The sequence below is a fragment of the Paraburkholderia sp. SSBN10T genome (assembly GCF_056619545.1).
In genome coordinates this window covers 113,210-132,425 of record NZ_JBWQQI010000001.1, presented here as the reverse complement: position 1 = coordinate 132,425, position 19,216 = coordinate 113,210, and the positions used below count along the sequence as shown (strand labels likewise).

Sequence of the window (19,216 nt, the reverse complement as noted above, 5' to 3'; positions counted from 1 at the left end):
CATGCTGATTTTCAACGCGCTGCTGGCCGGGCTGATATTCGGCACAGGCCTGATCGTTTCCGGCATGGCCAACCCTGCGAAGGTGCTGGGCTTTCTCGATATCGCCGGTAACTGGGATCCGTCACTGGTGTTCGTTATGGCCAGCGCAATCGCCATCGGCAGCATCAGCTTCGCGATTGCACACAGGCTCAAGCACAGTCTGTTTGGCGCGCCAATGTTACTGCCGAGCGCAACGCGGATTGACCGCCGCCTGCTTGCTGGCAGCGCCATGTTCGGTGCCGGCTGGGGATTGGCGGGGTTTTGCCCGGGACCGGCTCTCGTGAGCGCCGGCAGCGGTGAGCTTAAGGCGATTCTGTTCGTCATCGCCATGCTCGTGGGTATGAAAATTTTCTCTCTGGCCGAACAGCGCTTTACCCAAACCAACTGATCGTCACCTCGCACACATTCGTGTGCACGGCCGCCCAATGAGTCGAACGCAAGACGTTCCGGCCGCTGTCTCATGTCGGCCCAAGACCGGACGGCTGATCGAACTCCGACACAATCACGCGTTGACTCCGGAGCGTCTCCCGGATGCTAGATCGCGGCCGCCTGGCCTACAGCGGCCGCGAAGGTTGAGTCAAAACCTAGACATACCGCGCTTGGTTCAAATCGGAGATGAGTGTCGGACCTGTCGGATGCCAGCCCAGACGCGCCTGCGTCTGAGCACTCGATGCCGGCATATCAAGCATGACGAACATCGCCATCCATCCGAAGTACGCCTGCACTTCCTCGCGCGCGATCGAGACGACCGGCACTTTCAGGCCGCGCCCCAGCGCCTCCGCGATCTCGCGGGAGCTGACGCCCTCTTCGCCGACCGCGTGATAGCGCGCACCGCGCTCGCCCTTCTCGATTGCGAGCCGGTACAGCCGCACGACGTCCGACAGATGTCCCGCGGGCCAGCGGTTACGGCCTTCTTCCACGTAGGCGCACACGCCTTTCTCACGCGCGATCTGGATGAGCGGCGTGATGAGGCCCTGCTTGAGAGGGGTATGCACTTGCGGCAAGCGCATCACCGACACGTTGATGCCCGCCTCCAGCAGTGCATTGCTGGCCAGCTCCGAGCCGATGCGCGGATTCGGGTGCGTGGTGTTGAACACATCCTCGGTGGCCGGTTGCCCGTCGTTGCGGCTGCCGACACCCGTGCCCGACGTGACGAGAAGCGGACGATCGGAGCCGGCCAGCGCCGCGCCGAGTGCCGCGATCGCGCGCTTGTCCTTCTCGCAGTTCTCCACGAAGTGCGAGAAATCGTGGTCGAAGGCGAGGTGAATGACGGCGTCCGCCTTCGCGGCGCCGCTGCGCAGGCTGTCGGTATCTTCGAGTGTGCCGTGATGGACTTCGGCACCCGCCGCAGTCAGGGCCTGCGCGCCCGCGTCCGATCGCGTCATGCCGATCACCTGGTGACCGGCTGCGATGAGTTCGGGCACCAGAGCCGAGCCGATAAAGCCGGTTGCGCCCGTCAGAAAGATACGCATAGTGAGGTTTCCTGGGTAGTTACCCACCCACTATGCGATCATCCGCCACCCTGTTGAAGTAGTGACTTTATACCGGTAAACGGATTAACAGGCTGATCATGCCGGCGAGCGCCGCCCAAACCTTGGGTGATTTCCTGCGCAGTCGCCGCACGCGGCTCGATCCGAATTGCGGCTATTGACCAGCCGGCGACGCTACGCTCGGGGTTGCCAGCGTGTTGTGACTCCCGGGAAGGTTGGTGAGGGACGTCGAGCTATTGCTCGTGCTGTTCGGCAGGCCCGAATTCGTCGACCCGGCGCTCATGCCGCTGTCCGAGTTGGTGGCGCTAGGCGCACCGTAGCCGCTCGTTGCATTGGCGGCCGGCGACACTACGCTCGGAGTCGCCAGCGTGTTGTTTTGTGCATAAGCGCCGCCCGACAGCGCGAGTGCGGCGACAGCCGCGATTAGTGTGCTAGTTACCTTGTTCATGACCCGTTCCTCCTAGATTGGACTGAAATTTCGGCGCAAACGATCTATTCGTATCTCTATGTCTCAATCAGGCTAGCGACGCGCGATAAGGCTTCTCAGGCCGATATCGCACAGTATTGACGGCATACAGTGCGCCGAGAGCGCGGGATTGAGTCATAGCAGCCGATACCAAGTTTAGGAAAGCGGTCGCTGATAATTAAGCGCGTTGTTCGCAACGGTGAGTTGCGATTTTCGGAATCGCCCCGAATGGGTCCTGGTCCCCAATCCGAGGCCGGCGTGGTTCGGCATGCGCGGTGCATGCTACGTGCCCCGCGAGGACAGTGCGCGACCCTGAACTTGCTTCATTCAGCGCCGACACCGAGCGCGGCCGCGAGTGCGGTGCGCCCATCGGCTCCCGTCGAACCGACTATCACGAGCAGGGCGATGAAAATCGCGGGCAACGCGTCGAGCTTCGACTGCGCGCGTGCTGCGTCGTCTTTCAACAATACGCCGAACACATCGCCATCCACAGCACAAACGACGGACACCCTGCCCCGGATGATCATCATGTCGAGCCGCATCCAGTCGATCCGTTGCATGAGGTCCCAGGTCATATCCGACTGGCGCACGATCTCATCCCAGCCGGCCTTCAACTGCGCGATTTCGTAGCGACAAACCTCGCGACCTGTGTCGTCGATCCACGCCCAACCTTCCGTCGAAAAATGCGGGACCCAATGCCCCGTCGTCAGCACCCACGGCGCATGTTGCTCCAGCCAGCTATGTGTCACGTCAGACGCGTGATCGGCCATCGATAGCCGCACCGACGGTCGATCATTCGCGTCCGTCACGACGCGTCTCCTTCATCGGACCATACCCAGTGAGTCGCTCCCCAACTGCTGCCCTTGACGACCGGCATGATCTCTCCCTGCTGAAAATGCCGGCGGCTTCCCGCTTTCGCGGGCGTCTGCCACCAGCCCGCCTCGGGACATGGACTGCCACCCGGCACGCTATGGCGTACGGGATCGCGCTTCACCGGTTGCGGGACAATGCTAGGCGGTTCGGGAATCGGTGAAGCATCCGGGAGGTCGAAGCGAGCCACCCACGACCGGGCATTCGTCGTATTCGCGCTCGGCAGATCTGGAACATAGGTATGCAAACTATCGGGTTTTGGGTCGCGCAGCACGCGCAGGATGCTATTCACGAACACATAGGGTTCGGGTAGTCCTTCCTCGGGCGCGCCGAGACGCGGAAAGTCCCCAGCGCGGATTAACAGGCAGGAACCCGCGCGCTCGATATGAATGTCTGGACGATCGAGCGCTTTGCGTATGGCGGCCTCGCCGCCGAGGCGCTCAATGAACAGTTCGCCCAGGACCGTGTACCAGTTCACACCCTTGATAAATCCCCATCGCCCAACCTTCGCACCGGGATGCAAATAGTCATAAGACGCGGTCATCTCTTCCTTTGACTCGCCTTCGTACGACGTCGCTTGATAGTCCTGTTTTTGCAAATGCGCGGTGCTGTCTATTTCCAAACCGCTAAAGCGCTCGGCAAGCGCCCATTCTTGTGGTGCGTAGCGGTGATAGCTGTACGGGAGAATTGGAGCCAATCCACCATAACCGCCACGTACTACGAGCCTCTCGCATACATAGCGCAAAAAACTCTCATACTGCACGATACCTTCGTCAGTCCCAACCAACTCCATTGGCACGTTGAACTTGAGATATGACAGGCCCGACTCTTTGCCTTTAGGTACTCTGAGGCGCCCATCGGGTGAGACATAGTCTTCGGGTAGCGCGACTCCCGTTAATGACTGAATGCTATAGTCAGCGGCGGTATCTTGATCGGTTGCGCTGGAGCGAATCACGCTAACCTGGAGATACGACGGCGTATCAAGTATGGCCCGCCGGATCTTCTCCACGCCGGCAGCGGTTCGCTTGGTGAACTTCCCGAGATCTTTGTCTTTGCCCCCCTTCAAGTAGGCCCCGAACATTTCATCGAACCGGTCGAAGCACTCAATAATTGCCTGACGCACGTCGGGTTGCGACCCACGTTCAAAGTAGACCGTGCCTATCACACCAGGCAACACACCCAGGCGATTGTCAGGAAGCCGCAGGCTCAATTCCTCCTTGTAGCGAGCGAGTGCCTGCAGAGGAGTCGATACGGTTTTCGAATCGCGAACGGTCATGACAGGTCGGCGTCAATCGGACGCGCAATCGGTCATCGATAACCACTGCAACCGTTGCTTGTTCGGGGCCGTCACGAGGCGTCCTCTTTGTCCGACCACACCCAGTGTGTCGCTCCCCAACTGCTGCCCTTAACGACCGGCATGATCTCTCCCTGCTCAAAGTACCGGCGGCTTCCCGCCTTCGCGGGCGTCTGCCACCATCCCGCTTCGGGACATGGACTGCCACCCGGCACGCTATGGTGTACGGGATCGCGCTTCACCGGTTGCGGGACAATGTTAGGCGGTTCGGGAATCGGTGAAGCATCCGGGAGGTCGAAGCGAGCCACCCACGACCGGGCATTCGTCGTATTCGCGCTCGGCAGATCTGGAACATAGGTATGCAAACTATCGGGTTTTGGATCGCGCAGCACGCGCAGGACGCTATTCACGAACACATAGGGTTCCGGTAGTCCTTCCTCGGGCGCGCCGAGACGCGGAAAGTCCCCTGCGCGGATTAACAGGCAGGAACCTGCGCGCTCGATATGAATGTCTGGACGATCGAGCGCTTCGCGTATGGCAGCCTCGCCGCCCAGGCGCTCAATGAACAGTTCGCCCAGGATCGTGTACCAGTTCACACCCTTGATAAATCCCCATCGCCCAACCTTCGCACCGGGATGCAGGTAATCGTAGACCGCCGTCAGATCGTCTTTAGACTCGCCTTCGTAAGAGACCGGATCGTAGCTCTCGTTCATCATGTGCGCAGTGCTGTCTATTTCCAGACCGCTAAAACGCTCGGCAAGCGCCCATTCTTGCGGCATATAGCGGTGATAGCTGTAGGCAAGTACCGGAGACAATCCGCCATAACCGCCGCGTACTACCAGCCTCTCGCATATGTAGCGAAAAAAGCTCTCGTACTGCGCGATACCTTCGTCTGTCTCAACCAGTTCCATTGGAACGTTGAACTTGAGGTAGGACAGGCCCGACTCCTTACCTTTGGGCACCCTTAGCCGCCCAGTCGGGGAAACGTATTCTTGCGGCAATGCAAGTCCGGTTAGCGTCTGAATACTGTATTGCGCCGCAGTATCCTGATCGGTAGCGCTGGAGCGGATCACGCTGACCTGCAGGTATGACGGCGTATCGAGAATCGCCCGCCGTATCTTGTTCACACCCGCCGCGGTACGTTTGGTGAACTTGCCGAGGTCCTCGTCCTTGCCTCCCTTCAGATGCGTCCCAAACATTTCGTCGAAGCGGTCGAAGCACTCGAGGATAGCCTGACGCACTTCCGGCTGAGAACCGCGCTCAAAGTAAACCGTGCCTATCACACCGGGCAACACCCCCAGGCGATTGTCTGGAAGCCGCAGGCTCAATTCCTCCTTGTAGCGGGCTAATGCCTGCGGGGGGGTCAATACGGTTTTCGAATCGCGAACGGTCATAATTCAATAGCTGTCTGTTGATCTCTGGAATGCTATACAAGATTATCCGGCCGATGCGACTGCGGTAACGCCGAGCGCTAGCGCCAATCCCGCCAGCGCTTCCGCGCCCGCCGTAGCGATAATCGCAACCAGTGCAGTGAAAATGGCAACCAGCGCGGGCGCCAGCAGAATGACGATCGCAACGGCGGCGACCACCACGACGATGGCAGCCAGTACCTTGAGCGTCGTGATGCCAACCTGCGCCCAATCGATCTGCTTGAGCAAATTCCACGTCATATCGGTAGTGCGCACGATCTCATCCCAACCGGCCTTGAGTTGCGCGGTAGTATAGCGATAGATCTCCTGCCCTTTTTCGTCGAGCCACACCCACGCATCGGATGCCTTGTCTGCCATCCAGTGACCCGCCGTGAATATCCAAGGCGCGTGCTGATGCAGAAAGGCGTTTGTTTCCGCGGACACGTACGTGTAGCCGTTGTGAATGGCATCCCATACCGGCGCGACTGCGGCGCCAGCCTCTTGAGCTTGCTGTTCGGCCCACGACCACCAGTTCTCATACCACGCGGGATCCGCGATGGGCGCAGTCGAGCGGATCGGAACGCGCTTGCGCTCCTCCTCCGTGGCGGGCTGCGGAGCAGGTGCGTTGGCCAGAGCCCGCTGTCGGGCCTTTTCGAGCTCGCCGTTGCAATCGCTCACATCGATAACCGTCATGCGGTTTTTGAAGTCGCCTGCGATTATCCGATAGGCCTGTTCTTGTCCGGTGCCCCACGCATCCCCCGGAAACTTGACCTCGACCAGCCGGAGCATGTTGTCGACGTGCGATGCCCCGTCTTCGTCGACAGTCCCGCGCCCTGGCCATCGGTTCAGCGGATTTTTAACGATAATCACATCGGGACGGCGTAACAACCCAGGTTTCATGCCTGGCGGAAATGGGTTCAGACTATGACGCCGTCCCGGGCCTTGTGTTTTGTCAGCACTCAAGTACGGTATCGGAGCCGCCATCCCTCCCGATGCAAAATACGGCGCCATATCAAAGCTCACTTCCGCTTTGTACTGCCAATAAAAACTGGCGATTGCTTCATCGATTCGAATCGCCGTCGTCATCGCCACCTGTTTTAGCAAATTGACCGTCGTCGTGCCATCGGGCAGGCGGATGTAGACGACCTTCGGCATCTGCAGTGCATATTCGATTTTTTCCTGCAGATAACCTTTGTTGCCCGGCGGAATCGGCGCGTATTGAACGTCTTCGTTGATCGTCGTGCAGGTCGAGCCCGCCGGTTGAAGTGTCGCTCCCATCTCATCAATCCCCTGCCCTGTTCAGGCGCTGTCTGCGTCGTCCAGATAATCGGCCCGGATGTCCGGTTGCCCGCCGCCCGCGAATTTCCACGGCTGCACCGGGGCCGGGTCCGGCTTGAGCGCCTGCAGATGCACGTCCTGTGCGTTCGGCGTATACACCGGCACGGTTTCGCCCTGATCGTTGGTATAACCAGGCAGAGTACGGCCCGATGCTGTCTTCAACTGGTAGGCGTGATGCACCAGACGGGAGCCGTCCGCTTCGTTTTGCAATACGTATTGCGCCTGGTAAGGCGGCTTGAATGTCGGCAGTGTATACGGCTGACTGGTGGGACCAGAAAAGTTATGCTGGCTCCCCTTCACATCGATCTTTCCCGGCGCGTGAATCTCGATGTTGCCGCCTGACAAGCGGATATACGCACCGCCCGAGGTCAGCAGGATGTCCTGTTGCGCAGCGAACTCAACGTTCTCCGTCGCCGAGAGAAGCTTGAGTGTCTTTTGCGACGTAACCTCGACGCTGTCGGACCGCGCCTGGATCTCGACTTTGCCCTTCGCGGCGAACAGTTTCATTCCCGCGTTCTGGACGAACAGGCTGATCCTCGCGGTTACGCTGGCGATGAGGGATTTTCCGGTCGCGATGTTCGTGCTCTGGCCGCTGACCAGGTTGATGTGCTGGTCGGCCGAGACGTGGGCGGACTTTTGCGTCGACATCGCAAGCCCCGAAGGCGTCGCAAACAGCATGATCGGTTCCTTGAACGCATTTGCGTTGCCGGTCCCGCCGCCTGCGGTATTGCCGCCACTGCCTGAGGCGCCCGTGACGCTGTTCTGCGTCGCGTCCGTGAATGACTTGAGAGCGTCCTGCCCGTCCTTGAGGCTTTCTGCCTGATGCATCTCGCTTGCCTGCGACAGCGCTTCGATCACACTCTCCGAGTTCACCAGTCGGCTTCCCGCATTACGTGCGTCGAGCGGCTGGCTGGCCGCGCCGGTCGTCGGATACGTCGAGATGTAAAGACCTTGCCCGGCCCTGAGTGCACCGTAGGCATCTGACTTCAGGTCAAACCCGCTCCCCAGATACTCGCCGCGCGAGTTACCCGTCTGGTTGATGAGATACCCCAGATGCAACTGCGAATTCGCGCTCGTGCTGAAGAGCTGCACGCGGTTCTGCCCGGTCGCATCGTCCATCACCATCTGGTTGTAGCCGCTACCCTGGTATTCTTTCGACTTGTACCCCGAGAGGATGCCGTTCGAATTCCAGTCTGGCGTGGCCGAGCCGTTGTAAACCCGGCCTGTGACTATTGGCTTGTCGCAGTCCCCGTCGAGGAACGAAACGATCACTTCCTCGCCGATACGCGGCACATGCACCCCGCCGTAGCTACCTCCGGCCTGCGACTGGGCCACGCGCATCCAGCATGAAGCATTCTGGTCCCCGGGATTGAGACGGTCCCAGTGCATCTGTACCTTGATGCGGTTCAGCGAATCCGTGTAGACCTCTTCATCGGCGGGCCCCACCACGGTCCCTGTCTGCAGATGCATTTTCGGTTTGTGATGCTCGAACGAACTGCGGAACGGCACCGACTTGCGCTGCGCTTCCAGCGTCACCATGAAGAAGCCTTCGCTGCCGTCGCTGCCCTTGATCGTCAGCGAACCGCTCGAACCGTACTGGGCGCGCGCGGCAGCCAATACGCCGTTCAGGCTATGCGGGAAATCGGTCGTGCCGCTCGAAGCGGGCAGGTTGTTCTCGATCGTCCACTTCACACTGACCACCGCAAACTGCCGTTCCGCCTCGTTGCCGCTGCTATGGTCCGGGTGATCGTCGAGCTCGAACCAGCGGCCTATGTCGATACCGCGCACCGCGCCGATTCCGTGAAAACGCTTGGCGCGCGACTCCCACTCTTCCATCCGGATCTTCGAAAGGTGATCGCCGCGCGCCTGGTCGCCGTAGGTGTAGGCGCCGGTGTACTCGTACACCTCGGTCTGCACCGGCAGCTTGCCTTGCGTCGTCAAGGTCGGCACGCTGGTGCCCTTCGGGTTGGATGGGGTCGACGGAGACTTGTAGTCGAACGTGCGAGTTGTCAGCGTCGTGCTCTGCAGCGTACGTGTGCCGCTCCACTGCACCAGCGCGTCGGTTTCGCTGTTCGTGCCGGCCCGGTAGAAAGTCACCGTCTGCGGTGAGAGCGCCTGAAGCCCATCGAGGTTATCGGTCACCACGAGCGTGTGCGACCTGCCGTCCGCACCCTGCTCGAAATATCCGTACAGTCCTTCGGTTTCCATCAGCCGGTGGCAGAAATTCCAATCGTCTTCGTACTGCACACAAAACGAGCGCTGCGGCAACGTGTTGCGCAAGGCAAAACGGAATGCGCCCTGCGCCTGCGGGTGCATGTTGAAGACATCGGTGAGGATGTCGTCCGCTGACTTGTCCTGCCAGATCCGGGCGTCTTTCCTGAACTGCAGGAAATGCATCCAGGAGGCGAAGCCGAGCTGGTAGGTCGTCAATGCACTATCGGAGCCGAGGCGGCGGGCGGTGTGGACGTAACCGTGATGGGGAGCATACGACTCGTCGGTCTGCTGGATCCACAGCGTCACCGGCTGGGCAATCAGCGTCTTGAGTTCGATATCGCCGCTGGTGGAAACCGCGTCGAGCGTGAACTCATAGTGACGGCCGAGGCGGGAGTGCCCCACCATTCGCTGCGGCAGCAGGACGTTTGTGCCCAACGGGCTGTCCAGTTTCAGCAACCGGCCAGTTTGCGACACGCCGCCTGTAATCGTGCTGATTAGATCCTGCGCTCCCATGCCGCCCCGCGTTCACGTTTAATATGCGCCCGGTGCTATCGCGGCGATTTTACAAAACATCTTGCGGCGAAAGCAAATTAATATCTAATTCAAAACGTCAAGCCGACATAAATTTTAAACATAACGAATTAATGCGTTTTGCATTTCGGCAAATACTTCCTGTTTTACCGGTTAGTCTGAATTTTCCGGAAATATCAACCCGGCTGCGAAAGAGCACGCCATACGAGCGTTAGCAGCCGCTGGGCGGTCTGACGATCGATCGAGCCGGCTTTATCTATATCGCTATCTTCGACGCGGCAAAATCGGATCAGTCTTGCGCAATCTGGCGCCAGGCAATGCGCGCCCGCCGGCACTTCACTAGCAGACCGAGCTCGGCGTTTTTACGCGGCCTCGACCCATTGGCGACATTCAGACAAGGCCGCCGGCCACGGCTGTTTCGCGTGCATAGCGGCCGTTCAGTTTAGATGCCGATAAGTCGTTCAGGACTTCACATCTTTTCCACGAGACGGCCCGCGTTAGCGGAGATCAGCGCGAAGCTCCCGTACTCCCCGTCCCAGGCGTTGGCGCAAAAGCGTCCCCAGCGTCGCGCCGTCGACGTAGCCGACCTCGGCCGCGATGGCATCAAGGTCGAGGTCGCTGCCCAAGACAAGATATCTCGCCCGTTCAACCCGCAGGTCCTGGAAGTAGGAAAGCGGCGATTTCCCGAGCACAGCCTGGCAACGCCGTTGCAGTGTCCGAGGGCTCATAGCCATCGCACCGGCTGCATCGTCTAGCGAGAAACCTTCCTTGAGGTGGTCTCGCGCCCACCGCTCGAAGCGCTGAATGACAGGATCTGCCTGCGCCAAATGGTTGGGGATGATGTAAGGCGCTTGCGAGGAACGGAAGTCGGCGAGCAGGTAGCGCGAGACGACGGCTGCCAGCTCCGGGCTGGCCTTGCGCACTAGCCAGAGGGCGAGATCGAGATGGCCCATGGCGGCCCCGGCGGTAACGATTCTGCCCGACGGCACGAGCATCCGGGTCTCGTCGAGCAGAATATTGGGGTACCGCTGCCGAAACAGCGGAGCGAGCCACCAGGTTGTCGTGGCTTCCCCCTGATCGAGAAGCCCGGCTTCCGCCAGCAGGAATGTCCCGATACAGGATGCCGCAATATGCGCGCCTTCGGCATGCCATTTCCGTAGCTGCTCCAGCGCCTGACTCACATCCCGCCGCCCAAGGGCCGGGATCAACGTCTCCGGACTTCCGGTATTGAGCGCCGGAATGACCACCCAGTCCGGCTTCGAATCCGGCGCTATCGCCTGCACGGGTATTGCCAGTCCTTGACCGGACTTGACCTTCTTTCTCACGCCGACGATCGACACCTCGAAAGAGAGCGCGCCCCCCATCTGTTGGGCCGCAAATTTGTTTGCGAGCCCTAGCGCGTCAAGCAGCACGGTCAGCCCTGTATCGAAAACACCATCGAGGGCGAGAACAAAAATTCTCATGACGTAAACGACCCTAAAGTTGTCGTTTGCGACTGTACCGTTCTTAGGATCGAAAGGCTACACTTTTTTCATCGAGCCGGTGACGCAAATGACAGCAAAGTTGTCGTTTACGACTGTTCGATTTTTGTGGCGCAGAGTCGATACTTAGCGCTCCAATCCGTCACGAACACGCAAAAGGAGTTCACTCATGAAAGTTTTAGCCGTTGCAACGATTGTTAAGCCGCTTTCCGACGAACAGAAGATGCAGATCATGCCGAACGAAGTGCCCGCTACGCTCAAGCTCTATCTCGACGGCAAGATCGAGCAGTGGTGGTTCCGCCAGGATAAGCCCGGCGTGATCTTCCTCATGAACGTCGAGTCGATCGAAGAGGCCAAGGCGGCGGTGGGCGCCCTGCCGCTGACGTCTGACGGGTACGCGCAGTACGAGTTCATGCACGTCGGCCCGCTCGCCCCGCTGCGTCTGCTGATCCAGGGCAAGTAAGTGCAGGCGGCGCCGTCAATGAGTATTCCTGTCTTCATCGACGGCGCCAGCGAAGCAAGCGGCAGCGTCTCCGAATTTGTCGAGCGCATGCTTCCCAAGCTGACGCTGCGCAAAATCGCCGAAGCGCCTGGCGTTGCGATTTCGGTCAATGCCGGGGCTTCTCTCGTCTATTCGTTGCGCACGCTCGACGCCGTAGAACGGAGAATCTCATGAGAAAGGATCGCTAGAAATGACCAAGACGAAAATCACCTTCGCCTCCGGCCTCGTTGCATTGTTCATCGGCTTGACCGGTATAGGCACAGGACACGCGCAGTCCGCCGGTTCGCCGACGCCTACTACACGCATCCTTGCCATCGGCACCGTCAATCCCGGTGTCGATCTCGGAGCCGTGCACGCGATCCTCCCAAAGGAGGTTCAGGAGACCGTAAAGCTCTACCTGGACGGCAAGATCGATCAATGGTATTCGCTTCAGGGACGTGTCGGTGTGGCGTTCATATTGAACGTTACGGATCCCGCAGCCGCCCGTGAGATGCTCGAAAAACTACCCTTGGGCCAAGCTCATCTCATGAACTTCGAGTTACTTCCTCTTGCTCCACTTGAGCCGCTTCGTCAGTTGCAGGGAATGACACCAGGTTCCAGTTAGGCCGAACGCAACACAAGCTCGCTCAGAACCGTCTCCAGTTCGACCTGACCGCGGACGACCGCATCGGGATGAGTTTCGAAATCGATCCAGCCTTCGTTGAATCCATCCAGCATCCGCATCCGTGGCAGCGGATGCTTCATGCCCTGCGAACGGAACAGCGCTTCCCAGCTCTGCCTGTCGACAACCTCCGCGCGCACCGGGCGATCGAGCACGCGCGCAAAAGCCGACGCGAGGTCGTTGGGGCTCACTCGACGCGGGCCTTCGAGCTCGACGATGCGCACGCCGCTCCATGTTTGCCGGAGCAGTTCGGCCGCAACGCGGCCTACGTCGGCGGTGGCGACCATCGGCACGGGCGTGTCGAGCGGCTGCAGGTAACTGGCGATGACGCCGTCTTCACGTGCGGACGTGACATCCCATGCGGCGTTTTCCATGAACCAGCCGGGCCGCAGGAACGTCACCGGCATCGGCATCTCGCGCAGTGCCTGCTCCATCAGCGTGCGTTGAGTGAGCAGATTGCTCTCGCCAGCCTGTGCGCCGATCGTGGACAAGCAAACCACTTTTTCAGGCCGCGCCTTCAGAATCGCCGTCGACACGGCGTCGATCACGGCGCGCGCTTCGGGAAACCCCGGCGCCGGATCGAACTCCGAAGGAGGCAGGATGAAAACGCCCGTCGCGTCTTCGAACGCGGCGGCGAGCGACGAAGCGTCTTCCATGCGGGCCGTTGCAAGTTCGCAGCCGCGCTCCGCCCACGAGCTTGCCCGCGCGGCGTCGCGCACGATTGCACGTACCGGCTGACCAGACGCTAAAAGCTCGCGGGCCAGTGCGCCGCCGACCTTACCGGTAATTCCTGTGATTGCGTACATTGCTCGTTCTCCATGCGTGGATATGTAGGGTGATGCGGCGAGGCGAAGTGTCTCGGTGAGGTGCATTCTGGGGAAACGCCAGTCGAAACAAAATGACATGGGTGGCACTAGATAAGTGACAGTAAGTCACCAATGAGGCATGATTGGGATCGGCATCCAGCGTTGCCGTCCGATCCGGCGTTGCTGTGTTGGCCTGCAATTGATCGCTTGCGGTCAATCACCCGGATTAACCTGCGCCATCATGAGATCCAGTAGCGAAAAGCTGTCCGGCGGCATTAGCGTGTTTGCCGCCGTAGTCGATGCAGGGACGTTTGCAGCCGCTTCGGAAGTGATGGGCATGTCGCCGCCGGGCGTCAGTCGGGCCATCGCAAGGCTCGAAAAGAGGCTGAAGATCCGGCTCTTCAACCGAACGACGCGCTCCGTGTCCCTGACAGAAGAAGGACGCCGCTTCTACGAGCAGGTGATGCCCCACCTCGCCGGGTTGGAGGAAGCAGCCGCTGCCGCGGCAGGTGGCGCGTCGGCTGTGCGTGGAAAGCTGAGAATCAATCTGGATCCGGTCTTCTACCGGACAATTCTCGGGCAGCAGCTTGACCGGTTCATGGACGCGCACCCCGACCTTGAAATCGAGTTCATCGCGCGAGACAGTCTTGGCGATCTCGTCATGGACGGCTTCGACCTCGCCCTGAGATTCGGCGAGCCCAAAGCATCCACTTTGATCGCGCGAAAGCTGCTCGATAGCGGCATTGTTACGGTCGCTGCGCCGGCGTACGTCGCTCGCTGGGGGCGCCCGGCAAAACCGGAAGACATCGCAAGCCGAAACCACAGATGCCTTGAATTTCGTAACCCGGATACGGGCAAGCCGTTCACCTGGGAATTTCATCGCAAGCGCAAACGCATTGTGATCGACACCCGGGGGCGCCTCACAGTCAACGATCCTGGCGCGCTTCTCAATGCATGTCTCGCCGGTTCCGGGATTGCGCAGATGCTTCTCCTCGGTGCCGAGCATCTGATTGCTGACGGCCACTTGATCAATCTCTTTCCCGATTGGGCGGACGAGCGGTATCCCTTGTACGCCTACTATCCATCGCGGCATCAACTGCCGGCAAAGACGAGAGCTTTTCTTGATTTCGTTGTCCAGCTGACGAGCGAAAACTAGCGCGTCGACGCGAGCCAGGTAGAGTTATTGCAGATGGAACGCCTTTCTTGCGCGCCCTGTTCACCTCTACTGCACCAACCTTGGTGGGGTGTAAGCGCCGTAATTCGTTCCAACTCCGCCCGAGTTCGGTGTCTCGCAATGGCTCATGTCATTTGACATCTGCACGAGAACGTACGGCTGAGAACCGTTCTTCGCATCCAGAATGTGCAGGCAAGCGAACGCGATGACGGTCTGAAACCCACTGGTCGTCGGGTCGCTCACGATCGGCGCGGTCACCCACGCGCATTGCCCATTGCCCGCCGAACTACAGGCAGCCGTGCTTTTAAAGAGCGTGTCCTCCGTGCCGGTCTGGATCCACGTGCCCGGTGAAGCCCCGATGGAGAAGGTGGTGCTGTTGCCACTCGTCAACAAGCCCTTGGCATAGCTGGCACTGTTGTCATTGACATTGAACGTCGTCCACTGCCCAGAACTACAGCTACCGTAATGGTAAGCCGAGCCGATCTGGAAGATGTACGGCTGTCCAGCAACCTGGTTCGGCCACGCGAAGCCGGATACCACGCCGCTGTTGGGGGCGTTCTTCGGCGCATTGGTCGACGAATTCCAATAGTTGTTATATAAGCACTGGGACATCGCCAACGGAAACAACCCGCCTGGACCCACATTGCCCGGCGTGGAAAGCACTGCTGTCGCTACTGCACTGGCTTTCAGGATACTGGCGCCAAACACCCCGCTCAGAAACACCGGCACCGCCCCGTTCGCGTTCGACCCGTCTTTGCGGATGGTCACCTGAATCGCAGGCAGATCGTTCGCTCCCGGTGTGAACGGCAGTGCTTCCAGGCCGTAGGGCGTCCCCGTGACATTCCAGTAGCCGGCTGCTACCGTACCGGCTTTCACGTAGGCACCCTGGACCCGATTGGTCGTAGTGGAGGTCGAAAACGCTGTGGCCGTCGCTTCGGCTGTCGTCCAGTCCGGCTGGGTGGCGGCGGTGTTGTTGCACTCGGTGCGCGGCTTCAGGCACCCCGCGCCCGCCATCGCTGCCGCATCTGCTGCGTTCTGAAGCTCATTGCGTGCGACCAACAGATTGCCGATGTCAATGGCGAGCGCTGCGATCCCCAGCAGGACGATCAACATTAGCGCCGTCGTGATGGCAACCGCCCCGTGCTGTTTCTTTCTGTTCCCCGTGCGCATGATGCCCCCTATTCGTTGTTCATCACGGTCGTGGCAGACAGCGTGACTGAACCCGTCATGGCGGGAATCATCTTGCCCAATCCCGCGTACTGATAGGAGACCGACACTGAAAGCGGTTGGCCGAAGGTACCGCCTGCGCCCGTGGTGGTGACCACCGGCGTATTCTGCTTGCCGAACGTGAGCAGGTAAGTCGACGTGTAGTTCGTCACGACGGTCTGAATATCCGTTGCAGTGGGCTTCGGGCTCTTCAGCACAATTCCGGCTCGTGCCCCTTCCCGGCTCGCGTTGGTGATCACCGCTTTGTCGTAGAGGACGATACCGAACTGGACGATCCCGAAAACTGCCGTGAGCAAGACAGGCAGCACAATGGCAAATTCCACTGCCGCCATGCCTTTTAGTTTCCTTCGGCATCCTTTTTTCTTAATGACAGACGTTTTGTGACTGCCTGCTTTCATTTTGGTTTTCATGTTTTCCCCGGTGCGATTTGTCTATATAAATTCGCAACGCGCTCACCTTCGCGCGGCCCGACCAAGATCCGCGCGAGTTATTTAGTTTTTGCTGCGCATTCATCGACGGGCATGCCGGAAGGGTGAGCAGAAAGCGTGCCATTCCCTCTGGAGCAACATGTATCCTCAGTTGTCGCAACAGGATTCTCGCGATCGGATCCTGTGCTGTTCAAAGTGTCTCAGTTCTGCGACGAATCGGTAAGCGCAAGGTGAGCAGCGAAGTCGGGGCGAGTGGCTTTGGATGCTATTGCGTACCTGTCCGCTTGTGCTCAACCCGGTTCTCCGATCGCAGCACAGGCATCGTTTAAGGCATGCAAGTTGTGCGGCAGCGAGCGCCAATCGCAGCGGAGAGATGGAGTCTGCCGCGTGGCGCTGCTTACACGGCACCCAAGGGGCGGAAGTCTCTCGGGTATAGGGTTACCCCGCAGCAAAACTCTTTGGATCGCGCCCTTGCCGTCCGAGGTGTTTCTATTCTGAGACGGGATTGCTGGAGCACCTCTTTCAGATCGGAGTCGAGCCCCCCGCTGGCATAAAGAATCGACCATGCCAGCAGGCAAGCTCGATGGCGTTCATGGCGATGTGGACTGGTTCTGAAGATGAGAAGGTGCACGCAGATTCCCCTGGTCTTCGAGGTCGAGAAGCGCCGCTTTACGATCAACACCTCCGGCGTAGCCTGTGAGTTCGCCTGATGTCGAGACGACCCGGTGGCACGGAACGATCACCGAAACCGGATTACGACCGACCGCACTGCCGATCGCGCGTGCGTAGGCGGTGCTCAAACCAACGTGCGCTGCCACATCGCTATACGAGACCACGCTTCCGTAGGGAATGGCAGCAAGCGCTGTCCAGACCCGCTGCTGAAACGCCGTGCCACGCAAAGCGATCGGAACAGTGAACACTCTTCTTTCGCCCGCGAAGAACTCCTCGATTTGTTGCTGGGCATGGAGGACGAGTGAGGGGGCTTTGCTCTGGATTCGCGTAACCGGAATTGACGGAAAGTATTTCTGTCCGGTGAAAAACAGCCCAGTCAAGAAATCATCCTCTACGCGCAAAACCATATCGCCCAACGGACTCGGAGTCAGATAACCTGGTGTCATTGATATTGCTCGTCGAGTTGGTCCCAAATGCGGACGGCCGCGTAAGCGCGCCACGGTTGCCATTGTTCGGCAAGCTGGTCGAGTTCGAATGGACTAGCGCCACCGCGCAGCTTACGCAGCAGCGGGTCGTCCTCAGGAAAGGCATTGGGCCAACCCAGCGAGCGCATGGCGATGTACTGAACAGCCCACTCCCCGATCCCTTTAATGCCGCGCAATGTGGAAAGCGTTGTTTCCAAAGGTGCAGCCGGTTCGAGAGTCATCCGTCCCGACGACACCTCTTTTGCGACAGTAATGATGGCTTCGGCGCGGAGTCGCGTGACGCCGATATTCTCGAGCGCAGAGACTGGCAAGCGAGCAAAGGCGAATGCGCAAGGAAATACCGTGGTCAATTCCAACGGGGCTGTCGTCTGCGTTCCAAAGTGCTCTGCAATGCGCGACAGGATCGGTCGCGCATCGGACAACGATATCTGCTGGCCGACTATGGCGCGCACGGCGATCTCGAAGCCGTCGAGGGCACCAGGTACGCGTTTGCCAGGCGATACGGCGGCCAGATCGCCCAGATGTGCGTCGATCAGGTCGGGGCGTGCGGCCAGATCAAATAGCCGCCTGACACGCACGAGAACCTGCCCGACAACCGGCGCGAGAGCCATCGGGAGTGTCACTTCAAGCGCGTATCGCTGGGGGGCGTGCCGTACGCTGATCCAGCCGAAGATGTCGCGCCCGCCTTCTTTTAATGCGATCGTGCGCGAATAGGTGCCGTCGCCAATATGCTCGACGGTTTTGATGTGCCGACGGGCGAGAAAGCTGAGAATTCCGGACCAGCAAAACGGTGGTCGATAGCCGAGTGCAAAGGTCATGCTTTCTGCAGGAGGCGCTTCGGTTGTCTTGCGAAACCGAAGCGGATTCAGTCCGTATCGCTTCAGAAAGAGATCATTGAAACGCCTGACGCTCCCGAAACCGGATGCCAGGGCGATCGTGTTGACGGGCAAGCGTGTATCTGTCAACAGCCGTTTGGCCATCAGCAGTCTTTGTGTTTGGGCAAACTCGATCAGGGATACACCGAACTCGGCTTCGAAAATCCGCCGTAGATGCCGGTCTGTCACGCCGACGCGAGCAGCCAGATCGGTGACGCTACCCGAATTCAGGAAGCCCTCTTCAACGAGCACCGCAGCGGCCTGAGCGAGTCGGCTCGAAACATCCAGCAGGCCATTTCCAGGGGCTAGTTCAGGACGGCACCGCAAGCAAGGGCGGAATCCGGCTCTTTCAGCCGCAGCGGCGTTAACGAAAAAATGGCAGTTCTGGCGCTTTGGCGTGCGGACAGGGCAGACCGGACGGCAGTAGATCCCAGTAGACGAAACGCCGACGAAAAACCAGCCGTCAAAACGGCGGTCCCTTGAGAGCATCGTTTGGTAGCAGGTGTCTGGATCGAGGCGCATGCCCAGACTTTAAAGCAAACGCGGCGTGCACTCTGGCCAGATTCGGACATAAGTATTCGTGCCGAAATCCGGGGGCAACAACGGAAGAGCCGGTCATCAGGTCGATCGACCACGGTACCGATCACGTTTTCCGAATTGTCGACAAATCTGGCTATCTCGGCGAACGCCCCCTCCTGGCCGGTCCCTGCCCCATGTACACGGCATGCACCGCCCGGTTGAATCCGCAGAGTGAAGCAGTCGCATGAATGTCCAAATGTCGACCGCGAGGAATGACCTTTCCTGGCCGAGGTCTGCCCGCCGGCGATGGACAGCAAGCGAGCCGCACCGGCCGCGTGCGCCACCGGCCGCGTGCGCCACCGGACGATGCGCAACACGGCGAGCGGCGAGATGCTTGCGCGGCTCAGCGAGACCATCACGGTCGACGACCCGGCAGCGATGCGCGAGGCTGCGCTTCTCGGCCTGGGTGTTGCGCTGCTGGCCGTGTCGGACGTGCTGTCGTCGATCGAACGGGGCGAACTCGTGCGATTGCTACCGAGCTGGTACGGGGACGCCGGGACGATTTCGCTCTACTACGCAACGCGGGCGCTGCTGCCGGCGAAAACACGGGTGTTTGTCGATTTCGTCGTTGAGGCCTTCGAGCGGGAGCGGCTAGCCGAAAGGTTCACTCGAAGCATGGGATGAGTCGCGCCGGGCGGCCATCGCGACGCAACGCGGCGCGTCCAGCGCATGTCA

The 19,216-nt window shown here is 59.8% G+C and carries 19 protein-coding genes; 6 read left to right on the top strand and 13 right to left on the bottom strand.

What is annotated here, in order from left to right; genetic code table 11:
- Position 1: 1 nt before the first annotated feature.
- Positions 2 to 427, top strand: coding sequence for a DUF6691 family protein (locus tag AC1ECK_RS00590; protein ID WP_480314854.1), 426 nt, complete (start codon positions 2 to 4; stop codon positions 425 to 427).
- 196 nt (positions 428 to 623) lie between these two features.
- On the opposite strand, the gene AC1ECK_RS00585 is transcribed toward AC1ECK_RS00590, so the two are convergent.
- From AC1ECK_RS00585 to AC1ECK_RS00550, 8 genes are all read right to left on the bottom strand, one after another.
- Positions 624 to 1,511, bottom strand: a complete 888-nt coding sequence (locus tag AC1ECK_RS00585) for an SDR family oxidoreductase (RefSeq protein ID WP_480314852.1) — start codon at positions 1,509 to 1,511, stop codon at positions 624 to 626.
- A 172-nt stretch (positions 1,512 to 1,683) separates the two neighbouring features.
- Entirely contained in the window at positions 1,684 to 1,977 is a 294-nt protein-coding gene (locus tag AC1ECK_RS00580) for a hypothetical protein (protein WP_480314850.1), read from the bottom strand.
- 341 nt (positions 1,978 to 2,318) lie between these two features.
- Entirely contained in the window at positions 2,319 to 2,804 is a 486-nt protein-coding gene (locus AC1ECK_RS00575) for a hypothetical protein (RefSeq protein WP_480314848.1), read from the bottom strand.
- On the bottom strand, positions 2,801 to 4,141 hold the full coding sequence (locus tag AC1ECK_RS00570; protein ID WP_480314846.1) for a type VI immunity family protein: 1,341 nt from the start codon (positions 4,139 to 4,141) through the stop codon (positions 2,801 to 2,803). The genes AC1ECK_RS00575 and AC1ECK_RS00570 overlap by 4 nt, the downstream gene beginning before the upstream one ends.
- Before the next feature lie 71 nt (positions 4,142 to 4,212).
- Positions 4,213 to 5,553: a type VI immunity family protein gene (locus AC1ECK_RS00565; protein WP_480314845.1), complete on the bottom strand. Its 1,341-nt coding sequence runs from the start codon at positions 5,551 to 5,553 to the stop codon at positions 4,213 to 4,215.
- 42 nt (positions 5,554 to 5,595) lie between these two features.
- Positions 5,596 to 6,846, bottom strand: coding sequence for a VRR-NUC domain-containing protein (locus AC1ECK_RS00560; RefSeq protein ID WP_480314843.1), 1,251 nt, complete (start codon positions 6,844 to 6,846; stop codon positions 5,596 to 5,598).
- 21 nt (positions 6,847 to 6,867) lie between these two features.
- Positions 6,868 to 9,633 (bottom strand): type VI secretion system Vgr family protein, encoded by a 2,766-nt coding sequence (locus AC1ECK_RS00555; RefSeq protein WP_480314841.1) that lies wholly within the window; start codon positions 9,631 to 9,633, stop codon positions 6,868 to 6,870.
- 515 nt (positions 9,634 to 10,148) lie between these two features.
- Positions 10,149 to 11,114, bottom strand: coding sequence for a GlxA family transcriptional regulator (locus AC1ECK_RS00550; RefSeq protein ID WP_480314839.1), 966 nt, complete (start codon positions 11,112 to 11,114; stop codon positions 10,149 to 10,151).
- Positions 11,115 to 11,301: 187 nt separating this feature from the next.
- Here AC1ECK_RS00550 and AC1ECK_RS00545 point away from each other — a divergent pair, with 187 nt between their 5' ends.
- Genes AC1ECK_RS00545 through AC1ECK_RS00535 form a run of 3 tightly spaced genes read left to right on the top strand, consistent with a single transcriptional unit; the run spans position 11,302 to position 12,238 of the window.
- A complete protein-coding gene (locus AC1ECK_RS00545; protein WP_480314837.1) occupies positions 11,302 to 11,595 on the top strand; it encodes a hypothetical protein in 294 nt (97 codons plus the stop codon).
- Between the two features lie 18 nt (positions 11,596 to 11,613).
- Complete coding sequence (locus tag AC1ECK_RS00540) at positions 11,614 to 11,808, top strand: hypothetical protein (protein ID WP_480314836.1); 195 nt, start codon at positions 11,614 to 11,616, stop codon at positions 11,806 to 11,808.
- A 16-nt stretch (positions 11,809 to 11,824) separates the two neighbouring features.
- Positions 11,825 to 12,238 (top strand): hypothetical protein, encoded by a 414-nt coding sequence (locus AC1ECK_RS00535; RefSeq protein WP_480314834.1) that lies wholly within the window; start codon positions 11,825 to 11,827, stop codon positions 12,236 to 12,238.
- On the opposite strand, the gene AC1ECK_RS00530 is transcribed toward AC1ECK_RS00535, so the two are convergent.
- Complete coding sequence (locus AC1ECK_RS00530; RefSeq protein ID WP_480314832.1) at positions 12,235 to 13,101, bottom strand: NmrA family NAD(P)-binding protein; 867 nt, start codon at positions 13,099 to 13,101, stop codon at positions 12,235 to 12,237. The genes AC1ECK_RS00535 and AC1ECK_RS00530 overlap by 4 nt on opposite strands.
- A 241-nt stretch (positions 13,102 to 13,342) precedes the next feature.
- Here AC1ECK_RS00530 and AC1ECK_RS00525 point away from each other — a divergent pair, with 241 nt between their 5' ends.
- Positions 13,343 to 14,257 carry a LysR family transcriptional regulator gene (locus AC1ECK_RS00525; RefSeq protein WP_480315550.1) on the top strand — a complete coding sequence of 305 codons (915 nt, stop codon included), beginning with the start codon at positions 13,343 to 13,345 and terminating at the stop codon, positions 14,255 to 14,257.
- 66 nt (positions 14,258 to 14,323) lie between these two features.
- Here the strand turns inward: AC1ECK_RS00525 and AC1ECK_RS00520 are convergent, their stop codons facing one another.
- The 4 genes from AC1ECK_RS00520 to AC1ECK_RS00505 all read right to left on the bottom strand — a co-directional run bounded on the left by AC1ECK_RS00520 (position 14,324) and on the right by AC1ECK_RS00505 (position 18,484).
- Positions 14,324 to 15,445: a TadG family pilus assembly protein gene (locus AC1ECK_RS00520; RefSeq protein ID WP_480314830.1), complete on the bottom strand. Its 1,122-nt coding sequence runs from the start codon at positions 15,443 to 15,445 to the stop codon at positions 14,324 to 14,326.
- An 8-nt stretch (positions 15,446 to 15,453) separates the two neighbouring features.
- Entirely contained in the window at positions 15,454 to 15,834 is a 381-nt protein-coding gene (locus tag AC1ECK_RS00515) for a TadE family protein (RefSeq protein WP_480314828.1), read from the bottom strand.
- A 686-nt stretch (positions 15,835 to 16,520) separates the two neighbouring features.
- Positions 16,521 to 17,048 carry a methylated-DNA--[protein]-cysteine S-methyltransferase gene (locus tag AC1ECK_RS00510; RefSeq protein WP_480314826.1) on the bottom strand — a complete coding sequence of 176 codons (528 nt, stop codon included), beginning with the start codon at positions 17,046 to 17,048 and terminating at the stop codon, positions 16,521 to 16,523.
- Positions 17,045 to 18,484, bottom strand: a complete 1,440-nt coding sequence (locus AC1ECK_RS00505; RefSeq protein WP_480314824.1) for an AlkA N-terminal domain-containing protein — start codon at positions 18,482 to 18,484, stop codon at positions 17,045 to 17,047. The genes AC1ECK_RS00510 and AC1ECK_RS00505 overlap by 4 nt, the downstream gene beginning before the upstream one ends.
- A gap of 303 nt (positions 18,485 to 18,787) precedes the next feature.
- Between AC1ECK_RS00505 and AC1ECK_RS00500 the strand changes: the two genes are divergently transcribed.
- Complete coding sequence (locus AC1ECK_RS00500) at positions 18,788 to 19,165, top strand: LysR substrate-binding domain-containing protein (protein WP_480314822.1); 378 nt, start codon at positions 18,788 to 18,790, stop codon at positions 19,163 to 19,165.
- The last annotated feature ends 51 nt before the right edge of the window (positions 19,166 to 19,216 follow it).

What these genes read in the sequence shown, in the direction of transcription:
- AC1ECK_RS00590 (WP_480314854.1), top strand. Translation starts at nt 2, where the DNA reads ATGCTGATTTTCAACGCGCTGCTGGCCGGGCTGATATTCGGCACAGGC.
- AC1ECK_RS00570 (WP_480314846.1), bottom strand. Translation starts at nt 4,141, where the DNA reads ATGACCGTTCGCGATTCGAAAACCGTATCGACTCCTCTGCAGGCACTC.
- AC1ECK_RS00505 (WP_480314824.1), bottom strand. Translation starts at nt 18,484, where the DNA reads ATGCGCCTCGATCCAGACACCTGCTACCAAACGATGCTCTCAAGGGAC.
- AC1ECK_RS00560 (WP_480314843.1), bottom strand. Translation starts at nt 6,846, where the DNA reads ATGGGAGCGACACTTCAACCGGCGGGCTCGACCTGCACGACGATCAAC.
- AC1ECK_RS00565 (WP_480314845.1), bottom strand. Translation starts at nt 5,553, where the DNA reads ATGACCGTTCGCGATTCGAAAACCGTATTGACCCCCCCGCAGGCATTA.
- AC1ECK_RS00510 (WP_480314826.1), bottom strand. Translation starts at nt 17,048, where the DNA reads ATGACACCAGGTTATCTGACTCCGAGTCCGTTGGGCGATATGGTTTTG.
- AC1ECK_RS00585 (WP_480314852.1), bottom strand. Translation starts at nt 1,511, where the DNA reads ATGCGTATCTTTCTGACGGGCGCAACCGGCTTTATCGGCTCGGCTCTG.
- AC1ECK_RS00550 (WP_480314839.1), bottom strand. Translation starts at nt 11,114, where the DNA reads ATGAGAATTTTTGTTCTCGCCCTCGATGGTGTTTTCGATACAGGGCTG.
- AC1ECK_RS00545 (WP_480314837.1), top strand. Translation starts at nt 11,302, where the DNA reads ATGAAAGTTTTAGCCGTTGCAACGATTGTTAAGCCGCTTTCCGACGAA.
- AC1ECK_RS00530 (WP_480314832.1), bottom strand. Translation starts at nt 13,101, where the DNA reads ATGTACGCAATCACAGGAATTACCGGTAAGGTCGGCGGCGCACTGGCC.
- AC1ECK_RS00500 (WP_480314822.1), top strand. Translation starts at nt 18,788, where the DNA reads ATGGACAGCAAGCGAGCCGCACCGGCCGCGTGCGCCACCGGCCGCGTG.
- AC1ECK_RS00555 (WP_480314841.1), bottom strand. Translation starts at nt 9,633, where the DNA reads ATGGGAGCGCAGGATCTAATCAGCACGATTACAGGCGGCGTGTCGCAA.
- AC1ECK_RS00540 (WP_480314836.1), top strand. Translation starts at nt 11,614, where the DNA reads ATGAGTATTCCTGTCTTCATCGACGGCGCCAGCGAAGCAAGCGGCAGC.
- AC1ECK_RS00520 (WP_480314830.1), bottom strand. Translation starts at nt 15,445, where the DNA reads ATGCGCACGGGGAACAGAAAGAAACAGCACGGGGCGGTTGCCATCACG.
- AC1ECK_RS00525 (WP_480315550.1), top strand. Translation starts at nt 13,343, where the DNA reads ATGAGATCCAGTAGCGAAAAGCTGTCCGGCGGCATTAGCGTGTTTGCC.
- AC1ECK_RS00515 (WP_480314828.1), bottom strand. Translation starts at nt 15,834, where the DNA reads ATGGCGGCAGTGGAATTTGCCATTGTGCTGCCTGTCTTGCTCACGGCA.
- AC1ECK_RS00535 (WP_480314834.1), top strand. Translation starts at nt 11,825, where the DNA reads ATGACCAAGACGAAAATCACCTTCGCCTCCGGCCTCGTTGCATTGTTC.
- AC1ECK_RS00580 (WP_480314850.1), bottom strand. Translation starts at nt 1,977, where the DNA reads ATGAACAAGGTAACTAGCACACTAATCGCGGCTGTCGCCGCACTCGCG.